Origin of the sequence: Chitinophaga oryziterrae (assembly GCF_009758125.1) — a bacterium.
Taxonomy (GTDB): domain Bacteria; phylum Bacteroidota; class Bacteroidia; order Chitinophagales; family Chitinophagaceae; genus Chitinophaga; species Chitinophaga oryziterrae.
Window position 1 is genome coordinate 1,247,233 of the sequence record NZ_WRXO01000001.1, and the last position, 19,835, is coordinate 1,267,067.

Sequence of the window (19,835 nt, forward strand, 5' to 3'; positions counted from 1 at the left end):
TCTCCGTTACCGGTTATTTATACAGGATAACCCTCTTTTTCAAATACATCTGTAATGTTCTGATAAGAGAATTTCAGGTACTTGCTGAGGTTTTCCGGTTTTACCCACTGAATATCAACAATATCTTCTTCTATCTGTGGAATGGTGAGTTCTGTTCCGGTAAACTTCATTTTATACCAGTACGTATGCTTCAGGATTTTCTTTTCCTTGTAGGTATAAAAATGTAAGGTTTCGGTGATTTTATGTTCCAGGGTGATGCTATGCAAACCTGTTTCTTCTTCTACTTCACGTAAGGCACATGCTTCCAGGTTTTCTCCTTCATCCTGTTTCCCTTTGGGGAGGTCCCATTTACCACGGCGGAACATCAGCAATATTTCTTCCTCCTGGTTGGTGATCAGACCACCTGCTGCCACTAATATGTTAAAATAGCTTTTCACTGTATCCAACATCGCATCAGTATCCGGATTGATGAAGATGGCCGCCGGTAATTTATCTGTTTCCAATGCCTGGAGTGTACTTTCTATTGTTACCTGGTCCGGGAGGGTATATAAAACCGCGTCTTTATATTTATTGGGAATAGCCTGGTGAGTAGGCACTATGACCAATGGCCTTTCGTTGAGATATATAATTGAGTCTTTTTGCATGCTGCAAAATTACTGTTTCATCAATAATTCCAGATTAACTCTTTATCGGGAGGAGCGTAAAACATAATTCCGAAATAAGTACTTTTGCCATATATGAGTAAGATCAGCGAAAAACAGATAGCAGAGAAGCTACTTCAGATACAGGCAGTAAAGCTGCGTCCGGCAGAACCCTTTACCTGGGCTTCCGGGTGGAAATCACCTATTTATTGCGATAACCGTAAGATATTGTCGTTCCCGTATGTGCGTGACTATGTAAAGTCTGAGTTGTGCAATGTGGTATTTGAGACATTCCCGGATGCGGCAGTGATTGCCGGGGTGGCTACAGGTGGTATCCCTTTGGGGGCCCTGGTGGCAGATCAGCTGAAGCTGCCATTTATCTATGTACGCGCCAAAGCAAAAGAGCATGGCATGGGAAACCTCATAGAAGGGGTATTACAGCCAGGCCAGCCTGTTGTTGTAGTGGAAGACCTGATCTCTACGGGTAAGAGCAGCCTGGAAGCCGTAGCGGCTATCAGGGCAGCAGGTGGAGAAGTAGTGGGAATGGTATCCATCTTTAACTATGGATTTGATGTAGCCGTAAAAGCATTTGAAGCAGCAGGCGTCACTTTCTACTCTCTCAGCAATTACAGCGCGTTAATTGAGCTGGCAGTAGAGAAAGGGGTAGTTTCTGAATCAGAGCTTGCTACGCTGGAAGCCTGGAGAAGCGCTCCGGATAAATGGAATTTACAGACGGTATAACCGTTCTTCATAAAGGAGATTATCAATTGAAAGGTATTTATTATATTAGAATTACAAAAAGTAAGTTATGCGTATCATCAAACTTGTAATGGTATTATTATTTGTGGGTGTAGGTGTTACTATGGCCCAGGCAAAAAAGGGTACTATGGTAACTGCAAAGATCAGTACCCCGACTGTACAATGCGAACAGTGTAAGAGTCGTATTGAAAGGTATCTGTTAACAGAAGAGGGCGTCGCTTCTTCCAAGGTGGATTACAAACATGGTATTACTACCGTGAAGTTTTTCAGTGACCGTACCAACATCGAGAATGTGAAAACGGCTATCGCAAATGCGGGCTATGATGCTGATAACGTAAAGGCAAACGAAGAGTCTTATGCCAAGTTACCGACCTGCTGTAAGAAGCCGGAAGATGGTGGTGGAGAAGATAAGAAAAAGCACTAAATCCAAAGACGGACATATATAAAAAAATCCCCCTGGTTTTAAATCAGGGGGATTTTTTATATATGCCCGTCAAAAATAAATCTTTGATTTTTATACTTTTGTCAAAAGAAATTCAACGGTTGCTTTGTCTCACATTTTATAGGGAAAGGTAAAAACACCCCTCCTTTACCCACCTTACAATTTCCTGTTGCCTTAATAGTTACCTCTTTATTCATGAAAGCGCCAAGGGCATTTTTGAACACATTCTCCATATTGATCTCCAGTTTTACCGGAAAGTAAAAAGTGTCCTTTGCCGGAATATAGATCATTGTGTCCTGGACGGAATGACCTACCTGGGTATCGTCGAAGAAAAGATCAAAGTTGGCATCTTTGAGTTTCAGGTTAAAACTGTTGGGGTTATAATAAGATAAGGTCATCTCAACGATGCTTTTTGAAAAGCCGAGGTTGCCGACTTTAAATCCTGCTACTCTCACAAATTGGAGGTCCTTCACTTTTTCGCAGGAAGCGGCCATTCCCCAGATAGCCAAAATAAAAATGCTCAGTCTGATATATTTCATGACAAATGATCTAAGTGATATTTTCTCAAACCTACATGAAAGTATATAGATCTCAAAAAGAGGATGGGTGAATTATGAAAGTTTTAACCAGGGCTGGTGTATTACTGCTGAGATAAAAGTCCTCTACTTAACATTTTGCTTTAAGTGCAAAACCTGTTGAAAATGAACAAAAAAGGTACTAAATAGTTTAGTAAATTTGCGGCGGATTATCTTTTGGTTTTATAGCATGGATTGCTAAAAAGGATAGCATATTTTAAATTGTTCTATGAATTGTTTTACAGTTACTTACAATTAATTGTTAAGTAATTAATCATAACTGATACAATGGTTCAGAACACCTGTATTTACATAATAACCACTAAATTTAGACGATATGGCAGTTGATACTACAAAATCAACATTACTAATTGAATCTCAATACTTTCCAAATATTACCTATTATAAAACTTTAATTAACCTCGATATATTATTGATAGAAAGATATGAACACTATCAGAAGCTGAGTTTTCGTAATCGCTGTTATATAGCCGGACCAAACGGACGCATTCTTTTGAGTGTTCCTCTGGCCAGAGGAAAAAACCAGCGGACGGTCATGAAGGATGTGAGAATCAGCAATGAAGAAAAATGGCAGGGACAACATTGGAAGACTTTGGTATCTGCTTACCGTCGTTCTCCCTGGTTCGAATATCATGAAGAGTCGCTGGGAAAATTATATGAACAGCCTGCTGAGTTTCTGCTCGACTGGAACATGGCATGTTTTGAATGGGCCAATAATGTAATTGGGTTAAGTCATCCGGTAGCTTTTACAGATACATATAATAAGGAACCCGATCCGGGAATTACCGATTTAAGAGATACCATGTCTCCGTCTGAGACCATTCCGGGGGATACCGGCCCTGTTTATACCCAGGTTTTCCAGGAAAGGGTGGGTTTTATGCCAAATCTGAGTATCCTGGACCTTATTTTCTGTGAGGGAAGACGCAGTCTGGAGTTACTTAAATTATAGAAATTGACGATATGTAAAAGTCGTTAATGTATTGATAAGGAGTGAATTAAGCTAATATCTAACCGTTTAAAAAAAAGTAGAAATTTTTGTCCCCTCAATAGGACAAAATATTTAGCTTTGCAACCAATTTTGCTGGGTTCCGAACTGACGTAGGTGTGTAAACCAGGAGTTTTCCAGCGAGGGTTGTGATTGCTTTTTCTAATCCTAAAATTTTTCCCGGGTTTTAAATGAACAGCACCTACACAGATCTCGTTAATCAAACCTTTGAGTTTCCGCAGGAAGGCTTTGATGTAAAGAACAACTACCTTGAATTCAATGATTTGAATATCAAGGCATTGATTGACAAGTACGGCACACCTTTCAAGCTAACTTACCTCCCAAAGATCGGGATGCAGGTAAATAAGGCCAAGAAGATGTTCCAGGATGCAATTAAGAAGAACAAGTACGAAGGCAATTATTATTACTGCTATTGTACCAAGAGTTCACACTTCTCCTTTATAATGGAGGAGACACTCAAGCATGGCGTTCATATTGAAACATCCTTTGCATATGACATTGATATTATCAATAAGTTATATGAGCGTAAGAAGATCAATAAAGAGACGAAGATTATCTGTAACGGTTATAAGACAAAACCTTACACCCGTGCAATTTCAAAATTGATCAACACCGGGTTTAAGAATGTAATTCCGGTACTGGATAACAGGGAAGAACTGGAAGACTATAAGAAGTTTGTCCGGTCAAAAGAAAAGGTAAAACTCGGTTTGCGTATCGCAGCGGAAGAAGAACCTAGCTTTGATTTTTATACTTCCCGCCTGGGTGTTCCTTCCCGTGATGTACTGGAGTTTTATGTGGACAAGATCAAAGGCAACGAGAAGTTCGAGCTGAAAATGCTTCACTTCTTTATGAATAAAGGTATCAAAGATGATATCTATTATTGGAGCCAGTTTAACAGGGTGATCAACCTTTACTGCCAGCTGAAGAAGATTTGTCCGGAGCTGGATAGTATAAATGTTGGGGGTGGATTCCCGATTAAACACTCCCTTGGTTTTGACTATGACTACAATTATATCGTAAATGAGATTGTAGCCAACATCAAAAGCATGTGTAAGAAGAATAAAGTGCCGGTACCTGATATTTATACAGAGTTCGGTTCCTTTACCGTAGGCGAAAGCGGTGCGGTAATATATAGTGTGGTTGGAGAAAAGATGCAGAACGACAGGGAGATCTGGTATATGATAGACAGTTCGTTTATCACCACTTTACCGGATACCTGGGGCATCGGAGAAAAGTTCCTGATGTTGCCCATTAATAAATGGGACCAGGAATACCAGGAGGTCCACCTGGGAGGGTTAACCTGTGACGGGTACGACTTCTATACATCAGAAGAGCATATCAACGCAGTGTTTTTGCCCAAGCAGCAGGGACATGAAGAGCCTCTGTATATAGGATTCTTCCATACAGGTGCTTATCAGGACCAGTTGAGCGGTTATGGCGGTATTAAACACTGCCTGATCCCATCACCGAAACACGTAATTGTAGGATATGACAAGAATGGGCAGCTGAAAGACTGGCTGTATGCCAAGGAACAGAGCGCCCAGAGCATGTTAAAGATTTTGGGTTATTAAAAAAATGGGTTAGTAATCCACTTAAATACCTCGCGACTCCTCGCGAGGTTATTTTTTGCCTGTAGGGCAAAAAATAAGGCTCCCCCGAATAACAGAAGAGCCCATTCCTAGGCATAGGTTACATCAAAAGCATAAAAGGAAAATAAGACAAAGGGATAAATGGCGTTTCGTATAGGGAAATAAGACTTCAAAAAGGTGAGGCGGTATAGGAACAATAAGACCGGCTTATTTGATAATTCAAAGGTAGCCTGACTTAAGCAACTAAGAAATACCCGAAAGTTGTAATTTTTCTATTGGGGCAGGACAGTATTGGTCTTATCCTCACACGCTCGTGTAGGGGGGCCTGTTAGTTTTCCGGCAATCTTCCCGCATCCAGGTAATCGATCGCACTTTCGCATTGCTTTTCGATTTCTCCCAGGCAGGCTTCCAGCAGTTCCTTATTACCATCCAGGTATTTGGATTTTCCGGAACGGGACAGTCCTTTCAGTATAATGAATTGTTTTGTAAGATGTTGATTAAGAAGAGAAGAGTGTTGTTTCTGCTTCTGCAGGGTCAGTTTCTCTTCATAGATGAAGATGTTACGGTAGTGCGCTCCCAGCACCCTTATAAGGAACAGGATGAATAGTCCGGACATCAGTGGCACTGTAAAGGCACCTGTTTCGACTACATGTACAGGTATTATATGATGTATGTTTAACCAGGCGGCCAGGTAAAGGTAACCGCATACGAGGCCACCCATTAAAAGAGTGGTAACCATGTTGGTAGTAATAAAACAGAACAGGATACTTAACAACCACATCATAATATAAGGGGACGTAGTTGCCTGGTTATTGAAAAAGGACGAAACCATCGGAATGAGCAGCGTTGTTAAAGTTGCCAGTATGCTGACAGTTTTATTGGACACCCCCTTGTTAAGAAGTAATAAGCCAGATAATAAACATATCATGAAAACTGGTAATAAAAGCAAATCCGTGGTATTTTGGTTATACAGGGAAATCAGGGATTCTGGTATTAAAAGCAGTATATGGAAGAACAGATAATCGAATATCAGCTTGTAATTACAGTGTTCCCGGCTGTCGGTAATTGACTGCAAAGCATTGCCTATCACTGCATTTTCAGCAGCGTTATAGACTTTTACAGTCAATGATCTTATCCTGTTAAATAAATGCGGCATAGGCCTTATGGTTATATGGCAAATTATTCTATAAAAACAGGATACTTGTTCAACGTTTGTGTGAATTATGGAAAGGGGTATAAATAAGAAGTCCTTCCCGGTTTTACCCGGGAAGGACATATACAACTGTATCACATCTCTTCACATCACTTTCACGTTCCAATCTTCACATCCCTGTCACATTATCACCTCACATCCCTTTCACATTTCCAATCTTCACATCTTTATCACATTATCTCCTCACATCGCTGTCACATTTCCGTTCCGCACTTCTCTGTCACAACCTATTCTACCACGATGGCTTTCACTGGATCTTGTATATTCTCTTTTTTAGATAAGGTCACTTTCAAAATCCCGTTCTCGTATTTAGCCTGAATCTTAGCAGCATCTACCTGTTCGTTTAAGGTAAAGGAACGTTTGAATGAGCGGAAACTGAATTCACGACGGATCTGTTTCTGGTTTTCATCCTTGGTTTCTGCTTCTTTTTCTCTCTCAGCACTAACAGTTAATACCTTGTTTTCCAGGCTGATCTTAAAGTCTTCCTTGTTTAATCCTGGTACTAACAGGTCAAGAACATATGCTTCTTTCGTTTCAAGAATGTTTACCGGAGGATGAGCGCCGAAGAAATCAGCAGTGTTAAAATCGTCCTTGATAAACTTGTTGAGGTTGGCGCCGTTAAAGATTTCTTCTACTAAGCCACCAAATGATTTTGCTACCGGAGTGTTGTTGAATTTTACGTAAGTCATGATTATAAGTTTTTAATGTTTTTTGAAAATTTATCGATACTCACTACTAAGCAAACGGGATACCATGCCATTAAACCTGCTATTTTGCTATGAAACATATAACTTGTACAGACTTTTTGTCACTTTCATGTTTGAATTGTTGACAGAAAGTCATATTCATTCAAGTTTTTCTATTTATCCCCTGATTGATTAACTTTGTAAAAACTTAAGAACAAAAAAATTGTATTAATATGTATCCAGCAGAACTTGTAATGCCAATGAAGGCAGAGTTAACAGATAACGGATTTGAAGAATTGCTGACATCTGATAAGGTTGACGAGATATTGAAGAAGGAGGGAACTACTCTGGTAATGATCAATTCTGTATGTGGTTGCTCTGCAGGTACTGCCCGTCCGGGAGTATTACTGGCTGTAGCACATAGCGAAAAGAAACCAGACAGGCTGACTACCAGTTTCGCAGGCTTTGACTTAGCTGCTATTCAGCAGATCCGTTCACACCTGTTACCTTACCCTCCGTCCTCTCCGGCAATCGCTTTATTTAAAGACGGACAGTTAGTACACTTTATTGAGCGTCATATGATTGAAGGCCGCCCGGCTCAGATGATCGCGGCTAACCTGGCAGATGCTTTTGAACAGTACTGCTAATATCTGACGTATAAGAAAATGCTTAATACAGGAACGTGGAATACGTTATTGTATTAAGCATTTGACGTTAAGTATAAATATCATTTGGAATTTGTAATTTTTCCAACTTACTTTGGTGGTTTGATTTTCCTTTCGACTAATTCGGCTTTGTTCATAGGGAAATTTCAGATCACCAATTTTTTTTGGCTATGTATCCTAATCTTTATTACGCATTTAAAGACCTGTTCGGTCTGGATCTTCCTTTTTTTAAACTCTTTCAGACATTTGGCTTCTTTGTAGCCATTGCTTTCCTGGCAGCAGCTTATGTTTTATCAAGCGAGTTGAAAAGGAAGGAGCAATTGGGATTGTTGCATGGTGTGCAGGAGAAAATAACAGTGGGTAAGCCGGTGGGCATGACGGAAATACTCCTTCATGCAGTGCTTGGTTTTGTACTGGGATACAAAATATTAGGTGTAGCATTGAACTGGGCGGAAGCTTCCCAGGATTTCCAGTCCTTTATATTATCTACAAGGGGTAGCTGGCAGGGTGGTATCGTACTGGGAATCGTATTTGGGTTCTTTAAGTACAGAAGCGCTAAAAAGCAGCAATTACCTAAACAGGAAGTACGTACTATCATGGTGATGCCTCATCAGCGGGTACCTGATTTTACGGTGCAGGCAGCAGTAGCCGGTTTGATAGGCGCCAAGATTTTCCACAACCTGGAGAACTGGGGCGACTTTGTACAGGACCCTATCGGAGCGCTGACCTCTTTCAGCGGATTAACCTTTTACGGTGGACTGATAGTCGCTGCTGTGGTAATCATTCGTTATGCAAGATCAAAACAGATCAATATTTTTCATTTGGTAGATAGCTCCGGGCCGGCATTGATGCTGGCTTACGGTATTGGCCGTATGGGCTGTCATTTTTCCGGAGACGGAGACTGGGGTATCTATAACAGCAGTTATGTAACCGATGCCACCGGAAAGGTGACACAGGTAGATCCCGCCAAATTTCAGGAAGTTGTAAAAGGCAGTGAGCAATTCTTTACAAGACAGTATGCCAGTCTGGAACATATCCCGCATGCTCCTTTTGTAAAACCGGGAGCATTGAGCTTTTTACCCGACTGGTTCTTTGCATATGGTTATCCGCATAACGTAATTAATGAAGGTGTGCAGATGGCGGGTTGTACCGGCAAGTACTGCAGTGTGTTACCGGTAGCCGTATATCCTACAGCGTTGTACGAGATCATTGCCTGCCTGATATTGTTCTTTATATTATGGAGTATCCGTAAAAAGATTACAGTACCTGGTGTAATATTCGGCATCTACCTGATGATGAATGGTGTAGAAAGATTCTTTGTAGAGAAGATCAGGGTAAATACTAAATATGATATTTTCGGATTTCACCCTACTCAGGCTGAAATCATTTCTACTTTGTTGGTAATTGGCGGAGCCGTGTTGATCTGGTATAGCCGTAAAGTGTTTAATGCAGCTAAAACGAGGTCCTAACTATGCAACGTCATACTACTTTAATACCCTTATCTCAGGAACATCAACGTTTACTATTTGTATGCCGTTATCTGAAAAAGGATGCAGCTCCTTATGAAGGGTTTCCGCTGGAAACAGATGCAAAGCTGGCTTATATAGTAAAAGTGTTCCAGGAAGTAATGGTACCACATATCCAGAAAGAAGAATACCTTTTTGAGTTATGCCTGGGAAAAAACGAAGAAATAGATACACTTATTAATGAACTGACCCGGGAACATTCTTTAATATCCCGTATGTACAGTGCCCTTACAGATACTACGGATATGATTGATGCGATGGACCTGCTGGCCAGAAGCCTGGAAGAACATATCCGGAAAGAGGAAAGGGTCTTCTTTGAAAAGGTACAGGAGCTGTTGCCGCAGGTGCTGGAGCAGATCAACTGGGAATAGTTATACTATACATTATTATATGGCCTCACAATGATGCATTGTGGGGCTTTTTTTTTGTCTTATAAGGAGCCGTCCTGAACTCGTTCCGGATATAAATAAACTAATCCAGCTCCCGAAAGTTTGTAACCAAATCTGCGCAAAAACGTCTTTAACTTAAAATTTACCAATCATCCCTATCTGGGAACCGTTTATGTAAAAACATGTACTATGCGATACACACTACCTATCTTTACACTGTAGTTTAGAAAGAAAGGAACTGTAGAAGTAAAAGAACTGTAGCAACAAAAGAACTATATATACTAATACGACAACTGATAACTATATATACATCTTAATCCTCCTTATATGAAATCTATTGCCACATTTATTACCCTTAGCGTACTGGTCTGTAAGACTTTCGCTCAAACAACCCCTCCGGTAAAAGTTACCGGTCAGGTAATGCAGGCTGGTAGCAAGCCAGTTGAATTTGCTACCATCACCTTATTAAAGGCACAGGACTCTTCCCTGGTAAAAGGCGCTATTGCCGATATCAGCGGTCTGTATGAATTTGAGCAGGTAAAACCTGGTAAATACCTGGTCGCTGCTGCTTATGTAGGTTTGAAAAAGGCTTACAGTCCCGTTTTCGAAGTAAAGGGTAGTACTGTTAAAATAGCCACTTTATCGCTTGGTACAGATGCTAAGAATCTGAAAGAGGTGAGCGTGACTGGTAAAAAACCTTTCGTTGAGCAGCATGCCGACAAAATGGTGGTGAATGTAGAGAACAGCATCATCGGTGCAGGTGCTTCCGCCATGGAAGTACTGGAAAAATCACCAGGTGTAACAATTGATAAAGATGATAACATCAATCTGAAAGGAAAGAATGGCGTTGTTATAATGATAGATGGTAAGCTCACCAATATGAGTTCCCAGGACGTTGCCCAGCTGCTGAAGAGTATGCCAAGCAGCAATATCGATCAGATAGAGCTGATTACTAATCCTTCCGCCAAATATGATGCAGCTGGCAACGCCGGGATCATTAACATCAAACTGAAAAAGAACAAAACGGTAGGTACCAATGGGAATGTGAACCTGGGCTACGCTTACGGACTTACCCCCAAATATAATGCGGGCCTGAACCTGAACCATCGTAATGAAAAGTTCAACCTCTTTGGCTCCTATAATTATAACCACCGTACAAACGAACAGCACCTGGGATTATACCGTACCAGTACGGATAACGGGAAGTTCACCAAATTTGATCAGCAGAACCTGAATACCAATACGCCTAACTATCATGGAGTAAAAGTAGGTATGGATTACTTTATCAGCAAAAATCATACGATAGGAGTGATGGTAGATGCCGGTTTCAGAAATTCGACTTCACCTGTTGCCGGTACTACGCTGATTGGTGGAAGGGAATCAATAGATTCAACATTGAGAACGAATTCAGAAAATAGTTCCAAATGGAGCCGTTGGGCATACAATATTAACTACAAAGGTGTGCTGGATACAATGGGCAAAGAGTTGAATATTGACCTGGACTATGCGCTGAACAAAGAAACCAAAACATCGAATATCTTTTCTACTACCTGGGATGCTGCCGGTAAGAACTATATGCACGGTGATACTTCCCGCAGTTTACAGCCATCTAACATAAATATTAAAACGATCAAAATTGATTATGTAAATCCACTGAAACATGAGGCTAAGTTTGAAGCAGGATTGAAGTTCTCTTTTGTAAAGACGGATAACAATGCCCGTTTCGATTCTTTACGCAGCGACAACTGGGTGTATGATGTGAACCGTTCCAACCAGTTCATTTATAAAGAGAATGTACAGGCCGGTTATATCAATTTTCACAAACAGTTTAAGAAACTGAGTTTGCAGGTAGGTCTTCGCGGAGAAGCTACACAGGTAGAAGGTAATTCTGTAACGATCAACCGTAAAACGGATACCAGCTATTTTAACCTCTTTCCCAGTGTGTTTTTGAGTTACAAAGTATCGAAGAACCATCAGTTAGGGTTGTCTTACAGCAGAAGATTACAACGTCCCAGCTATGAAGATCTGAATCCCTTTGAGTTTTACCTGGACAGGTACACTATTTTGTCCGGTAACCCTTACCTGCGCCCTTCTTATGCTAATGGTATAGAACTGTCGCATACTTTCAAAGAGTTTTTAACTACCTCCATCGGGTATACACATACAAAGGACCTGATGACACAGATCATAGAAACAGGGAAAGACCCTGTAACCGGCGACAGCTCTATTTTAAGATATAAATATCTGAATGTGGCCAAGTCAGACAACTTTACGATGAATATTTCATTCCCTATCCCGATTACGAAATGGTGGAACAGCTTTACTTATCTGTCTGGTAACTATAGTAAATATCAGACAGTGGTGAACGGTGAGAACGTAAGTATTAACGGTGGTGGATTCATGGCCCGTACACAGCATTCTTTTACCCTGCCTGCAGGGATCTCTACTGAGGTAAGTTTCTTCTACCTGTCCTCACAGATCGCAGATGAAGGGTTATTCAAGATGAAACCGATGTATGCAATGGACCTGGGAGTATCAAAACAGATCCTGCATAAGAAGGGTTCATTAAAGCTGAGTGTAAATGACGTTTTCAACAACCAGGTATTCCGTGGCACATTTGAAAATGCAGGCCGTTACACCTCAGTAAGAAGTAAATGGGAAAGCCAGCAGGTGAGGTTGAATTTCACTTACCGTTTCGGAAGTACCAATATTAAGGCAGCAAGGACCCGTAAGACAGGTTTGGAAGACGAGCAGAACAGGGTGAAGAGTGATAATTAGGTCCGACCTAGGTTTTAGGTACATATAAGGATGGATAGGACGTGATCTCTCGTTAGATTGCGTCCTTTTTTAAACTCTCAATTGATTGGTTATCAGCGATTGTTACGATTTGGAAGAAATTTTTTTCCTGTCTAGTGCAACCTTTTTACAAAATAATGTCTTTATTATGCAAGCATTCGCCAACAACTTGAACCAGACAACCATAACAGACCACCTGGTAGACAGGTGTAAACAAGGAGATGTTCGTGCATTTCGGGAATTGTACAACGCTTATTCAGCGGCAATGTACAATATCTGTTTGCGCATGACAGGAAATGTTGCAGATGCGGAAGACACGCTGCAGGAGGCTTTCATGCAGATATTCAAGAACATTGAACGTCTGGAGAGTGCCAGTAGTGTTACTGCCTGGATCAAGAGGATTGTGGTAAACCACTGTCTTTCCAGGTTGCGTAAAAAGAAAGTGTATTTTGAAGAAGTGGATAATATAGACGTGGAAGAGGACCGTGGAGCAGTAGATGAGGATAGTTTTGCCTGGACAGTGGCTGCGATTAAGGATGCTATACATGTATTACCGCAGGGCTACCGTACTGTATTGAACCTGTATATCTTTGAAGAGTATTCGCATAAGGAGATTGCCGTTATGCTGGATATTTCGGAATCTACAGTGAAAACGCAGTACATGAGGGCAAAAGATAAAGTGAGGCAGATCGTTAAACAAAAAAATGTAATTCGCTGATGCCAGAAAAGAGTTTTGAGGATTTTATCAGTCAACACCGGCCTGATTTTGAGGAGCAGGGCCCGGGGCCGGGCATTTGGGCGCAACTGGAAAAGGAGTTGGCGCCCCCTAAAAAAGGGCTTGTATACATGCTGGGACGTCATTGGCTGAAAGCTGCTGCCGTACTGGTGCTGGTAGTGAACAGCGTAATGATTTTTCAGTTTCTGCAGATGAAAAAGGCGCAACACCTGGAAAATGTATCGCCTGAGTTGCAGGATGCCAAAATGTATTATACCTCCCAGATAGAACAACGGTTAACAGCTATTAAAGCATATCCCTCTTCTGTAGTAGGACTGGATAGTTCCGCCCGTAAAGAACTTGAACTGCGTAACGAAACTTACCAGGTGCTGGAAGCAGAGTTAATACAAAATCCCGGAAATGAACGTATAAAAGCAGCCATGATACATTATTATCAGTTGAAAATGGACCTGCTGGATAAAATATTGGACGAGCTGCATGAAAAGCAGCCCGCTACACAAAAGCAACCTAATTATGAAAGAGAAATTTAAAATACTGTTACTGCTGTTACTGCCCGTGTTTGCGTTTGGTGCTAAAGGAGACAGTGAGTTTAAAAGAGTCATCGTTAAGGAATTCAATAGTAATAATTCATTTGCGACGTTGAACATTTCTAATAAATATGGTAAGGTCATTATTCATAGCTGGTCTAAAAACACGATAAAGGCGACGATCACGATTACAGGCTTTGGTAAGACGATAGATGAAGCAAAGGCGACGAATGACATGGTAGATATTGCCAATAATTCAGGTGGTAATGTAGTGAGCCTGCAAACGGTGTATAATCCTTCAGGTTCAGGTAGCAAGTGGTTTGCCTGGGGTAGCAGTAAGAAAGATTCCAAAGATTATGTGAACATAGATTATGAGGTGTATGTACCGGACGATCTTGGACGTTTAAACATTGAGAATAATTTTGGGGACGTTATTACTGATGTACTTTCTTTTCCTGCGGTACTCACTATGAACTACTGCAACTACGATATCAAGGAAGCACAGAAGTCGCTGGAAATGCATATGAATTATTGTCAGAAAGGGAAGATCGGAAAAGCAGAGGCCGTAATTGTAAAAGCAAACTATTCTAATATCCGTGGAGAATCCTTTGCATCACTTGTTACCAGTTCCAATTACAGTGAATATGTGTTGGGGGTAGTAGGTAAGTTAGAAGCAAAAGGTAACTATGACGATTATACTATTTCAAAAGTAGGGGCTATTACTACAAAGTGTACCTATACTGATTTTCATATAACGGATGTACAGACAGACATCAATGCGACCCTGGTGTATGGCGATATGGACGTGAAAAATGTATCATCAGGATTTAAGAATGTTGATATGCATCTTACCTATGCCGATGTAAAGCTTGGATTTTTACAGAGCGCCAGTTTCCAGCTCAGGGCAACGCTTAATAGCGGAGAGCTTAAAACAGGTGAGCTGTCATTAAAAAACGTGAATTCTATTAAAAAGAATTCAAACCTTATATACAGCGCAACATCAGGTAGTGGTGGCGAACAGTCGCCTTCAATAAATATTCAGGGAGTATATAGCGATATCGCGTTAAGCAGTCGCTGATTTTTATAACCACAAATCCATCAATCAAAAAATTCTTATTATGAAAACGCAACTTTTTGGCCGGTCCTTTTACGGGCCGTTAGTGATCGCTTTGCTTGTACTTTGCTCTTTTACTATAGGTGACCGTAATGAACACATTAAAGGAAGCGGCACTATCAAACAGGAAGTGCGTACACAGAATCCTTTTAAGAGTATCAGTACTTCCGGTAATTACAATGTATACATACAGCAGGGTAGTAAGCGCGATATACAGATAGAGGCAGATGATAACCTGTTGCCATATATCGTAACTACCGTAGAGGGTAATGAACTGCATATCAATACAAAGAAAGGGTATGAGATCAAGCCTTCGAAGACGGTCAATATTTATGTGACGGTAGAAGAGCTGGAAGCGTTGAATTCCAGTGGAAGTGGTGGTTTTTACAGTAAGAACAGTCTGAAAGGGGATAAGGTAGTTTTTTCTTTCAGTGGCAGCACGATAGCAGATATGGACCTTACTTCCAATGCGCTGAATGTACGGATATCCGGTTCCAGCAAGGTGAATCTGAAAGGGAATATTCCTTCCGCCAATTATGGAATTTCAGGTTCCGGTGATATTGATGCGTTCGATCTGCATTCAGATAATGTAAGGGTAGAGGTTTCGGGTAGTGGCAAGCTGGATGTATATGCGGATAAGAAGCTGGATATAAGTGTGTCTGGTATGGGAAATGTGCGGTACAAAGGTAATGCGTCTATCAGCCAGTCATCTTCCGGTATGTCAAAAGTCTCTAAAAAGGATTAATAGATCAGTTGTTGGTCGCTTGTAAGTGACCTCGTGTTAGTGGACTTCAATCCGCTAACATACCCCGGGTATATTCCCGGGGTTTTTGTTTCCATGCTATTCAAGTATATTTGCTGTTCCTAAATAATTTCAATTATGCCGTCCTTTGATATTGTTAGCAAAGTGGATACACAAACACTTGATAATGCTATAAATACAGTAAAGAAAGAAATCACCACCCGGTTTGATTTTAAGGGTTCCCATGTAGAAATGGAGTTGAATAAGAAGGACCTTACTTTGAATGTGGAGGTGGAGAGTGATATGAAGCTGACCCAGGTGATAGATGTGCTGATCAGCCGGACAATGCGTCATGGGCTGGATGCGAATATCTATGATCTGAGTAAGGAGCCTTACCAGAGTGGCAAGGTCTACAAGAAAGAGATCCCGGTGCGGAATGGTATCAAGCAGGAAGATGCCAAGAAGGTAGTGAAGCTGATAAAGGATTCCGGTACCAAGGTACAGGCTGCCATTATGGATGATATTGTGCGCGTAACCGGTAAGAAGATCGATGATTTACAGGAAGTTATGCAAAAAGTGAGGGAAGCGGACCTGGGTGTACCTTTCCAGTTTGTAAATATGAAGAGCTAAAAATATTTCGGTTATAAAGGTCTGAAATTGAAAAATATTATTACCTTTGCAGCCTGTATTATAATAATATTCGTATGAGACCAAACCAGGTGTGAGGTTAGCGTACGATAACTAAAGAAAATTAATTCAAATGAAACAGGGAATCCATCCGGAAAATTACAGATTTGTAATATTCAAAGATATGTCTAACGGTACTGCTTTCTTAAGCCGTTCTACCGCCAGTTCTAAGGAAATGCTGAAATGGGAAGATGGTAACGAGTACCCGGTAATTAAGCTGGAAATCTCCAACACTTCTCACCCGTTCTACACTGGTAAGAACATCCTGTTGGATACAGCTGGTCGTATCGACAAGTTCAACAAACGTTACGCAAAGAAAGCCTAGTCTGGCCTCTTTCAAAATAATTATAGAATCCCATCGGCTTTTTCGATGGGATTTTTTATTTTTAGCCTTTATGGAGCGGAATTACATTCTATTCGACACACCCGCACGCGATTTGTTATTCCCCTTTACTCACACAAGACCGGTAGCGGCTTGCCGCGTGGGTATTCTTACTATCCGCGAAAAATGGGATCTGTTCCTGGGTACTGGTACCAGTTATTTTACTGTTCCCCATTTACAGGAGAAATACCCGATAAAACAACATACCGTGAATGTCCTGATCAATGGACATATACTTCCCTCTAAAACATTAGTGAAAGCGATCCTTTCCCTGGAAACAGGGCAGGAGCTATATAAGGATAATACAGTGCTGGCTAAGGTAGCGGCAGTGGAAATGCCGGATGTAACGTCCAGGGTGGCTTTTACGGATGCCGTGAGCATGATTAACTATCCCTGGGATATTACTTTGCTGAACGACCAGGCACTGCGGGAAGATTTTGAGCTGCTGACTGCCGGCCGGGAATCTGCTCCTTTACCGGAGAATAACCAGGTACGCGGGAGGGAAAATATCTTTTTTGAGCCAGGTGCAGTAGTGAATTTTAGTATGCTGAACGCCAGTACAGGCCCTATTTATATAGGACGTAATGCGGAAGTGATGGAAGGGTGTTTAATAAGAGGGCCTTTTGCACTGGGAGAAGGTGGTGTATTGAAAATGGGGACTAAAATTTACGGGGCCACTTCACTGGGACCCGGTTGTGTAGGAGGTGGAGAGATCAAGAATGTAGTCATGTTCGGATATTCTAATAAAGGGCATGAAGGTTACCTGGGAGATGCAGTACTGGGAGAATGGTGTAATCTGGGAGGAAATACCACCTGTTCTAACCTGAAAAACAACGGCGGCGTAGTGAAAGTATGGCTGGAGGCCCGTAAGGAGGCTTTCCCAGCAGGACGGAAATGTGGTTTGATTATGGGCGACTACAGCCGTTGTGGAATAGGAACAATGTTTAATACAGGTACCGTAGTCGGTGTTTCAAGTAATATCTTTGGGGGCGATTTTCAGCCTAAGTTTGTGCCTTCATTTGCCTGGGGAGTACAAGGGAAATATAGACTGGAAGAAGCTTTACGGGATGCTGGTGTGTGGATGCAGTTTAAAGGGCAGACATTGGGAGAAGTGGAAGAACGGCTGTTAACAGCTGTGTATCAATCAACCGGTAATTAATTATTCAATTAGATATAGACATGAGAAAAAAAATTGTAGCTGGAAACTGGAAAATGAACCTGACACTAGCTCAGGGCGAACAGTTGATCAATGACATTTTGCAGGCCGGCCTGAAGTTGCAGGACGGTCAGGAAGTAGTGGTAGCCACTCCTTTTCCTTACCTGTTGAAGGCAAAGTCATTGTTAAAGAACAATCCTGGTTTTTACCTGGCAGCGCAAAATGTTGCTTCTGAGAAGTCCGGTGCTTATACCGGTGAAGTATCTGCAGAGATGCTGAAATCTGTTGGAGTTGATTACGTAATAATCGGCCATTCTGAAAGAAGGGAGTATTTCCTGGAGAGCAATGCTGCACTGGCAAAGAAAATTGATCTCTCGCTGGCAAATGGCCTGAAACCTATTTTCTGCTGTGGAGAGCCGCTGGAAATCAGGAAGGCAGAAACGCAGAATGATTATGTGGCTAAGCAACTGGAAGAAAGCCTGTATCATTTGAGTGCAGAGCAACTGAAAGATGTGGTGATTGCTTATGAGCCAATCTGGGCGATCGGTACCGGTTTAACGGCAAGTGCCGGGCAGGCGCAGGACATGCATGCTTTTATCCGTTCCCAGATAGCTGCGAAATACGGCAGGGAAGCTGCTTTGCATGTGAGCATCCTGTATGGTGGCAGTGCAAAACCTTCCAATGCAGAAGAACTGTTTGCCTCTCCTGATGTAGATGGCGGTCTGATCGGCGGAGCGTCTCTGGTAGCTGCGGATTTTGTTGCTATCATTCAGAAACTGGCTTAATTATATTGAGATATAGTGCGGGGCACTGTTCGCAAAAGCGGGCAGTGCCCCGTTTGCGTTATTATTTAGCAAAAAATACTAAAAAAGTTAGTAAATGTGATTATTGTAATGTATATTTGTGATGTCAATATTCAAATAACCAATTCACTTTAAGTCTTAAACTTATTTGGTTATGCAAGCAAATAACAACTTAACATTTGAGCAGGAAACATTGTATGATTACCTGCTGGTAGTAACTCCGGGTACTCAGATCAACAATGATGTGAAGGCCATGAAGCAATTAATAGCCCAGGAGCTGGGTTTGAACAGCAGCAGGGTTTCGCAGGCGCATATTAGTCTGTTCCGCTCTGTATTTCCTGAGAAGTACCAGGATGATTTTATTCATCTGCTGGACAGTATTGCAAAGAAGCAATCTAACTTCACGCTGTATACTTCCCGGTTTGATCATTTTCAGCATGGTGATGATAAGCGTACTATCTATGTGAACGTAGCTAATCCCAAACCGATAGCTGAATTGCATGCGAAGATCCTGCAGGAATTTGAGATAAAGCCTACAGCATATAAACCTCATATAGCATTAGCAAGAGCGATCACTACTACTGAATTTCAGAAGGTATATGATCATTTCAATAACCAGATATTTGTGCGCAGTTTTCAGTGCAGGAGTTTCACGTTACTGAGGAAACCCGAGGGTGGTGGCAATTATGAGGTGGTGAAGGATTTTGTGTTTGGACATGAGGTACAGAGAGAAAAGACGCTGTTTAATTACGCAGCATAGGATAATCAGAAAAGACGATATCGTATAGCCGGAGCATAGATCATTCGTGCACTGATGAATATGGAGTATGGTATAGTAGTAGAATATACATTGTTTCGTTAAGTATAATAATCAAGTCATAAATGGTCAGAATAAAACTGTTGAATTATGTCATATTATAAACCCGGTCTGTATCATTCATTGTTTGTGTTTCCCTCAATCGTTCATTAAAACCCGGTTAATAGTTAACCTGTTTCGTAGCTTTGGTGCTTTCATAAATGTAAGCATGCATATGCAACAACTACATTCAATCATTATTGTTAAAGGCAGGGTACATGGTGTCTTTTTCAGAGCCAGTACCAAACATACCGCCGACCACTTAGGTATCCGGGGACAAGTGAAGAACTTACCCGATGGCACTGTATGGATAGCGGCAGAAGGAGAAGCGCATGCAATGGAAGCATTCATTGCGTGGTGCCGGCAGGGCCCGCCTTTAGCAAACGTGACAGACATCACTGTTACAGCAGGAGAGCTACAAAACTTTGAAGGGTTTAAAGTTATCCATTGATCATCCCTATGATTATCCTATAAGACAGGTGGCTCCCGCGGGAGCCGGATCAGACAGCTCCATACTGCTGACC

At 41.4% G+C, this 19,835-nt stretch carries 22 protein-coding genes; 18 read left to right on the forward strand and 4 right to left on the reverse strand.

Annotated features, from left to right (window positions below; genetic code table 11):
* Positions 1-17 precede the first annotated feature (17 nt).
* Positions 18-644: an NUDIX hydrolase gene (locus GO495_RS05160; RefSeq protein WP_157298603.1), complete on the reverse strand. Its 627-nt coding sequence runs from the start codon at positions 642-644 to the stop codon at positions 18-20.
* 93 nt (positions 645-737) lie between these two features.
* Here GO495_RS05160 and pyrE point away from each other — a divergent pair, with 93 nt between their 5' ends.
* Both pyrE and GO495_RS05170 read left to right on the forward strand, forming a co-directional pair.
* Positions 738-1,382 carry an orotate phosphoribosyltransferase gene (pyrE, locus tag GO495_RS05165; protein WP_089778281.1) on the forward strand — a complete coding sequence of 215 codons (645 nt, stop codon included), beginning with the start codon at positions 738-740 and terminating at the stop codon, positions 1,380-1,382.
* A 67-nt stretch (positions 1,383-1,449) separates the two neighbouring features.
* Positions 1,450-1,824: a heavy-metal-associated domain-containing protein gene (locus tag GO495_RS05170; protein ID WP_157298604.1), complete on the forward strand. Its 375-nt coding sequence runs from the start codon at positions 1,450-1,452 to the stop codon at positions 1,822-1,824.
* Positions 1,825-1,925: 101 nt separating this feature from the next.
* On the opposite strand, the gene GO495_RS05175 is transcribed toward GO495_RS05170, so the two are convergent.
* Positions 1,926-2,381: an LEA/WHy family protein gene (locus tag GO495_RS05175; RefSeq protein WP_157298605.1), complete on the reverse strand. Its 456-nt coding sequence runs from the start codon at positions 2,379-2,381 to the stop codon at positions 1,926-1,928.
* A gap of 373 nt (positions 2,382-2,754) precedes the next feature.
* Here GO495_RS05175 and GO495_RS05180 point away from each other — a divergent pair, with 373 nt between their 5' ends.
* Together GO495_RS05180 and GO495_RS05185 are read left to right on the forward strand one after the other, a co-directional pair.
* Positions 2,755-3,387 carry a WbqC family protein gene (locus GO495_RS05180; RefSeq protein WP_157298606.1) on the forward strand — a complete coding sequence of 211 codons (633 nt, stop codon included), beginning with the start codon at positions 2,755-2,757 and terminating at the stop codon, positions 3,385-3,387.
* 227 nt (positions 3,388-3,614) lie between these two features.
* Positions 3,615-5,015, forward strand: coding sequence for a type III PLP-dependent enzyme domain-containing protein (locus tag GO495_RS05185; protein WP_157298607.1), 1,401 nt, complete (start codon positions 3,615-3,617; stop codon positions 5,013-5,015).
* A gap of 346 nt (positions 5,016-5,361) precedes the next feature.
* Here GO495_RS05185 and GO495_RS05190 read toward each other — a convergent pair whose 3' ends face one another.
* Positions 5,362-6,189, reverse strand: coding sequence for a hypothetical protein (locus GO495_RS05190; RefSeq protein WP_157298608.1), 828 nt, complete (start codon positions 6,187-6,189; stop codon positions 5,362-5,364).
* Positions 6,190-6,473: 284 nt separating this feature from the next.
* On the reverse strand, positions 6,474-6,935 hold the full coding sequence (locus tag GO495_RS05195) for an Hsp20/alpha crystallin family protein (RefSeq protein WP_157298609.1): 462 nt from the start codon (positions 6,933-6,935) through the stop codon (positions 6,474-6,476).
* A gap of 230 nt (positions 6,936-7,165) precedes the next feature.
* Between GO495_RS05195 and GO495_RS05200 the strand changes: the two genes are divergently transcribed.
* The 14 genes from GO495_RS05200 (at position 7,166) to GO495_RS05265 (ending at position 19,762) form a co-directional block, all read left to right on the forward strand.
* Positions 7,166-7,579: a BrxA/BrxB family bacilliredoxin gene (locus GO495_RS05200; RefSeq protein WP_157298610.1), complete on the forward strand. Its 414-nt coding sequence runs from the start codon at positions 7,166-7,168 to the stop codon at positions 7,577-7,579.
* Between the two features lie 188 nt (positions 7,580-7,767).
* A complete protein-coding gene (locus tag GO495_RS05205; RefSeq protein ID WP_157298611.1) occupies positions 7,768-9,066 on the forward strand; it encodes a prolipoprotein diacylglyceryl transferase in 1,299 nt (432 codons plus the stop codon).
* Between the two features lie 2 nt (positions 9,067-9,068).
* Positions 9,069-9,494, forward strand: a complete 426-nt coding sequence (locus GO495_RS05210; protein WP_157298612.1) for a hemerythrin domain-containing protein — start codon at positions 9,069-9,071, stop codon at positions 9,492-9,494.
* Positions 9,495-9,839: 345 nt separating this feature from the next.
* Complete coding sequence (locus GO495_RS05215; protein WP_157298613.1) at positions 9,840-12,290, forward strand: TonB-dependent receptor; 2,451 nt, start codon at positions 9,840-9,842, stop codon at positions 12,288-12,290.
* 166 nt (positions 12,291-12,456) lie between these two features.
* Positions 12,457-13,026 carry an RNA polymerase sigma factor gene (locus tag GO495_RS05220; protein ID WP_157298614.1) on the forward strand — a complete coding sequence of 190 codons (570 nt, stop codon included), beginning with the start codon at positions 12,457-12,459 and terminating at the stop codon, positions 13,024-13,026.
* Positions 13,026-13,574: a hypothetical protein gene (locus tag GO495_RS05225; RefSeq protein ID WP_157298615.1), complete on the forward strand. Its 549-nt coding sequence runs from the start codon at positions 13,026-13,028 to the stop codon at positions 13,572-13,574. Before GO495_RS05220 ends, GO495_RS05225 begins: the two co-directional genes overlap by 1 nt.
* Positions 13,558-14,649, forward strand: coding sequence for a hypothetical protein (locus GO495_RS05230; protein ID WP_157298616.1), 1,092 nt, complete (start codon positions 13,558-13,560; stop codon positions 14,647-14,649). The genes GO495_RS05225 and GO495_RS05230 overlap by 17 nt, the downstream gene beginning before the upstream one ends.
* A 40-nt stretch (positions 14,650-14,689) precedes the next feature.
* Entirely contained in the window at positions 14,690-15,430 is a 741-nt protein-coding gene (locus GO495_RS05235; protein ID WP_157298617.1) for a head GIN domain-containing protein, read from the forward strand.
* A gap of 135 nt (positions 15,431-15,565) precedes the next feature.
* Complete coding sequence (locus GO495_RS05240; protein ID WP_089778246.1) at positions 15,566-16,057, forward strand: YajQ family cyclic di-GMP-binding protein; 492 nt, start codon at positions 15,566-15,568, stop codon at positions 16,055-16,057.
* 130 nt (positions 16,058-16,187) lie between these two features.
* Positions 16,188-16,439 carry a type B 50S ribosomal protein L31 gene (locus GO495_RS05245; protein WP_089778244.1) on the forward strand — a complete coding sequence of 84 codons (252 nt, stop codon included), beginning with the start codon at positions 16,188-16,190 and terminating at the stop codon, positions 16,437-16,439.
* 70 nt (positions 16,440-16,509) lie between these two features.
* Entirely contained in the window at positions 16,510-17,655 is a 1,146-nt protein-coding gene (locus GO495_RS05250) for a putative sugar nucleotidyl transferase (protein ID WP_157298618.1), read from the forward strand.
* A gap of 20 nt (positions 17,656-17,675) precedes the next feature.
* Positions 17,676-18,437 (forward strand): triose-phosphate isomerase, encoded by a 762-nt coding sequence (gene tpiA / locus GO495_RS05255; protein ID WP_157298619.1) that lies wholly within the window; start codon positions 17,676-17,678, stop codon positions 18,435-18,437.
* A gap of 172 nt (positions 18,438-18,609) precedes the next feature.
* Positions 18,610-19,215 carry a 2'-5' RNA ligase family protein gene (locus GO495_RS05260; protein WP_157298620.1) on the forward strand — a complete coding sequence of 202 codons (606 nt, stop codon included), beginning with the start codon at positions 18,610-18,612 and terminating at the stop codon, positions 19,213-19,215.
* Positions 19,216-19,486: 271 nt separating this feature from the next.
* Positions 19,487-19,762 (forward strand): acylphosphatase, encoded by a 276-nt coding sequence (locus GO495_RS05265; protein WP_157298621.1) that lies wholly within the window; start codon positions 19,487-19,489, stop codon positions 19,760-19,762.
* Positions 19,763-19,835 lie beyond the last annotated feature (73 nt).

What these genes read in the sequence shown, in the direction of transcription:
- GO495_RS05160 (WP_157298603.1), bottom strand. Translation starts at nt 644, where the DNA reads ATGCAAAAAGACTCAATTATATATCTCAACGAAAGGCCATTGGTCATA.
- pyrE (WP_089778281.1), top strand. Translation starts at nt 738, where the DNA reads ATGAGTAAGATCAGCGAAAAACAGATAGCAGAGAAGCTACTTCAGATA.
- GO495_RS05170 (WP_157298604.1), top strand. Translation starts at nt 1,450, where the DNA reads ATGCGTATCATCAAACTTGTAATGGTATTATTATTTGTGGGTGTAGGT.
- GO495_RS05175 (WP_157298605.1), bottom strand. Translation starts at nt 2,381, where the DNA reads ATGAAATATATCAGACTGAGCATTTTTATTTTGGCTATCTGGGGAATG.
- GO495_RS05180 (WP_157298606.1), top strand. Translation starts at nt 2,755, where the DNA reads ATGGCAGTTGATACTACAAAATCAACATTACTAATTGAATCTCAATAC.
- GO495_RS05185 (WP_157298607.1), top strand. Translation starts at nt 3,615, where the DNA reads ATGAACAGCACCTACACAGATCTCGTTAATCAAACCTTTGAGTTTCCG.
- GO495_RS05190 (WP_157298608.1), bottom strand. Translation starts at nt 6,189, where the DNA reads ATGCCGCATTTATTTAACAGGATAAGATCATTGACTGTAAAAGTCTAT.
- GO495_RS05195 (WP_157298609.1), bottom strand. Translation starts at nt 6,935, where the DNA reads ATGACTTACGTAAAATTCAACAACACTCCGGTAGCAAAATCATTTGGT.
- GO495_RS05200 (WP_157298610.1), top strand. Translation starts at nt 7,166, where the DNA reads ATGTATCCAGCAGAACTTGTAATGCCAATGAAGGCAGAGTTAACAGAT.
- GO495_RS05205 (WP_157298611.1), top strand. Translation starts at nt 7,768, where the DNA reads ATGTATCCTAATCTTTATTACGCATTTAAAGACCTGTTCGGTCTGGAT.
- GO495_RS05210 (WP_157298612.1), top strand. Translation starts at nt 9,069, where the DNA reads ATGCAACGTCATACTACTTTAATACCCTTATCTCAGGAACATCAACGT.
- GO495_RS05215 (WP_157298613.1), top strand. Translation starts at nt 9,840, where the DNA reads ATGAAATCTATTGCCACATTTATTACCCTTAGCGTACTGGTCTGTAAG.
- GO495_RS05220 (WP_157298614.1), top strand. Translation starts at nt 12,457, where the DNA reads ATGCAAGCATTCGCCAACAACTTGAACCAGACAACCATAACAGACCAC.
- GO495_RS05225 (WP_157298615.1), top strand. Translation starts at nt 13,026, where the DNA reads ATGCCAGAAAAGAGTTTTGAGGATTTTATCAGTCAACACCGGCCTGAT.
- GO495_RS05230 (WP_157298616.1), top strand. Translation starts at nt 13,558, where the DNA reads ATGAAAGAGAAATTTAAAATACTGTTACTGCTGTTACTGCCCGTGTTT.
- GO495_RS05235 (WP_157298617.1), top strand. Translation starts at nt 14,690, where the DNA reads ATGAAAACGCAACTTTTTGGCCGGTCCTTTTACGGGCCGTTAGTGATC.
- GO495_RS05240 (WP_089778246.1), top strand. Translation starts at nt 15,566, where the DNA reads ATGCCGTCCTTTGATATTGTTAGCAAAGTGGATACACAAACACTTGAT.
- GO495_RS05245 (WP_089778244.1), top strand. Translation starts at nt 16,188, where the DNA reads ATGAAACAGGGAATCCATCCGGAAAATTACAGATTTGTAATATTCAAA.
- GO495_RS05250 (WP_157298618.1), top strand. Translation starts at nt 16,510, where the DNA reads ATGGAGCGGAATTACATTCTATTCGACACACCCGCACGCGATTTGTTA.
- tpiA (WP_157298619.1), top strand. Translation starts at nt 17,676, where the DNA reads ATGAGAAAAAAAATTGTAGCTGGAAACTGGAAAATGAACCTGACACTA.
- GO495_RS05260 (WP_157298620.1), top strand. Translation starts at nt 18,610, where the DNA reads ATGCAAGCAAATAACAACTTAACATTTGAGCAGGAAACATTGTATGAT.
- GO495_RS05265 (WP_157298621.1), top strand. Translation starts at nt 19,487, where the DNA reads ATGCAACAACTACATTCAATCATTATTGTTAAAGGCAGGGTACATGGT.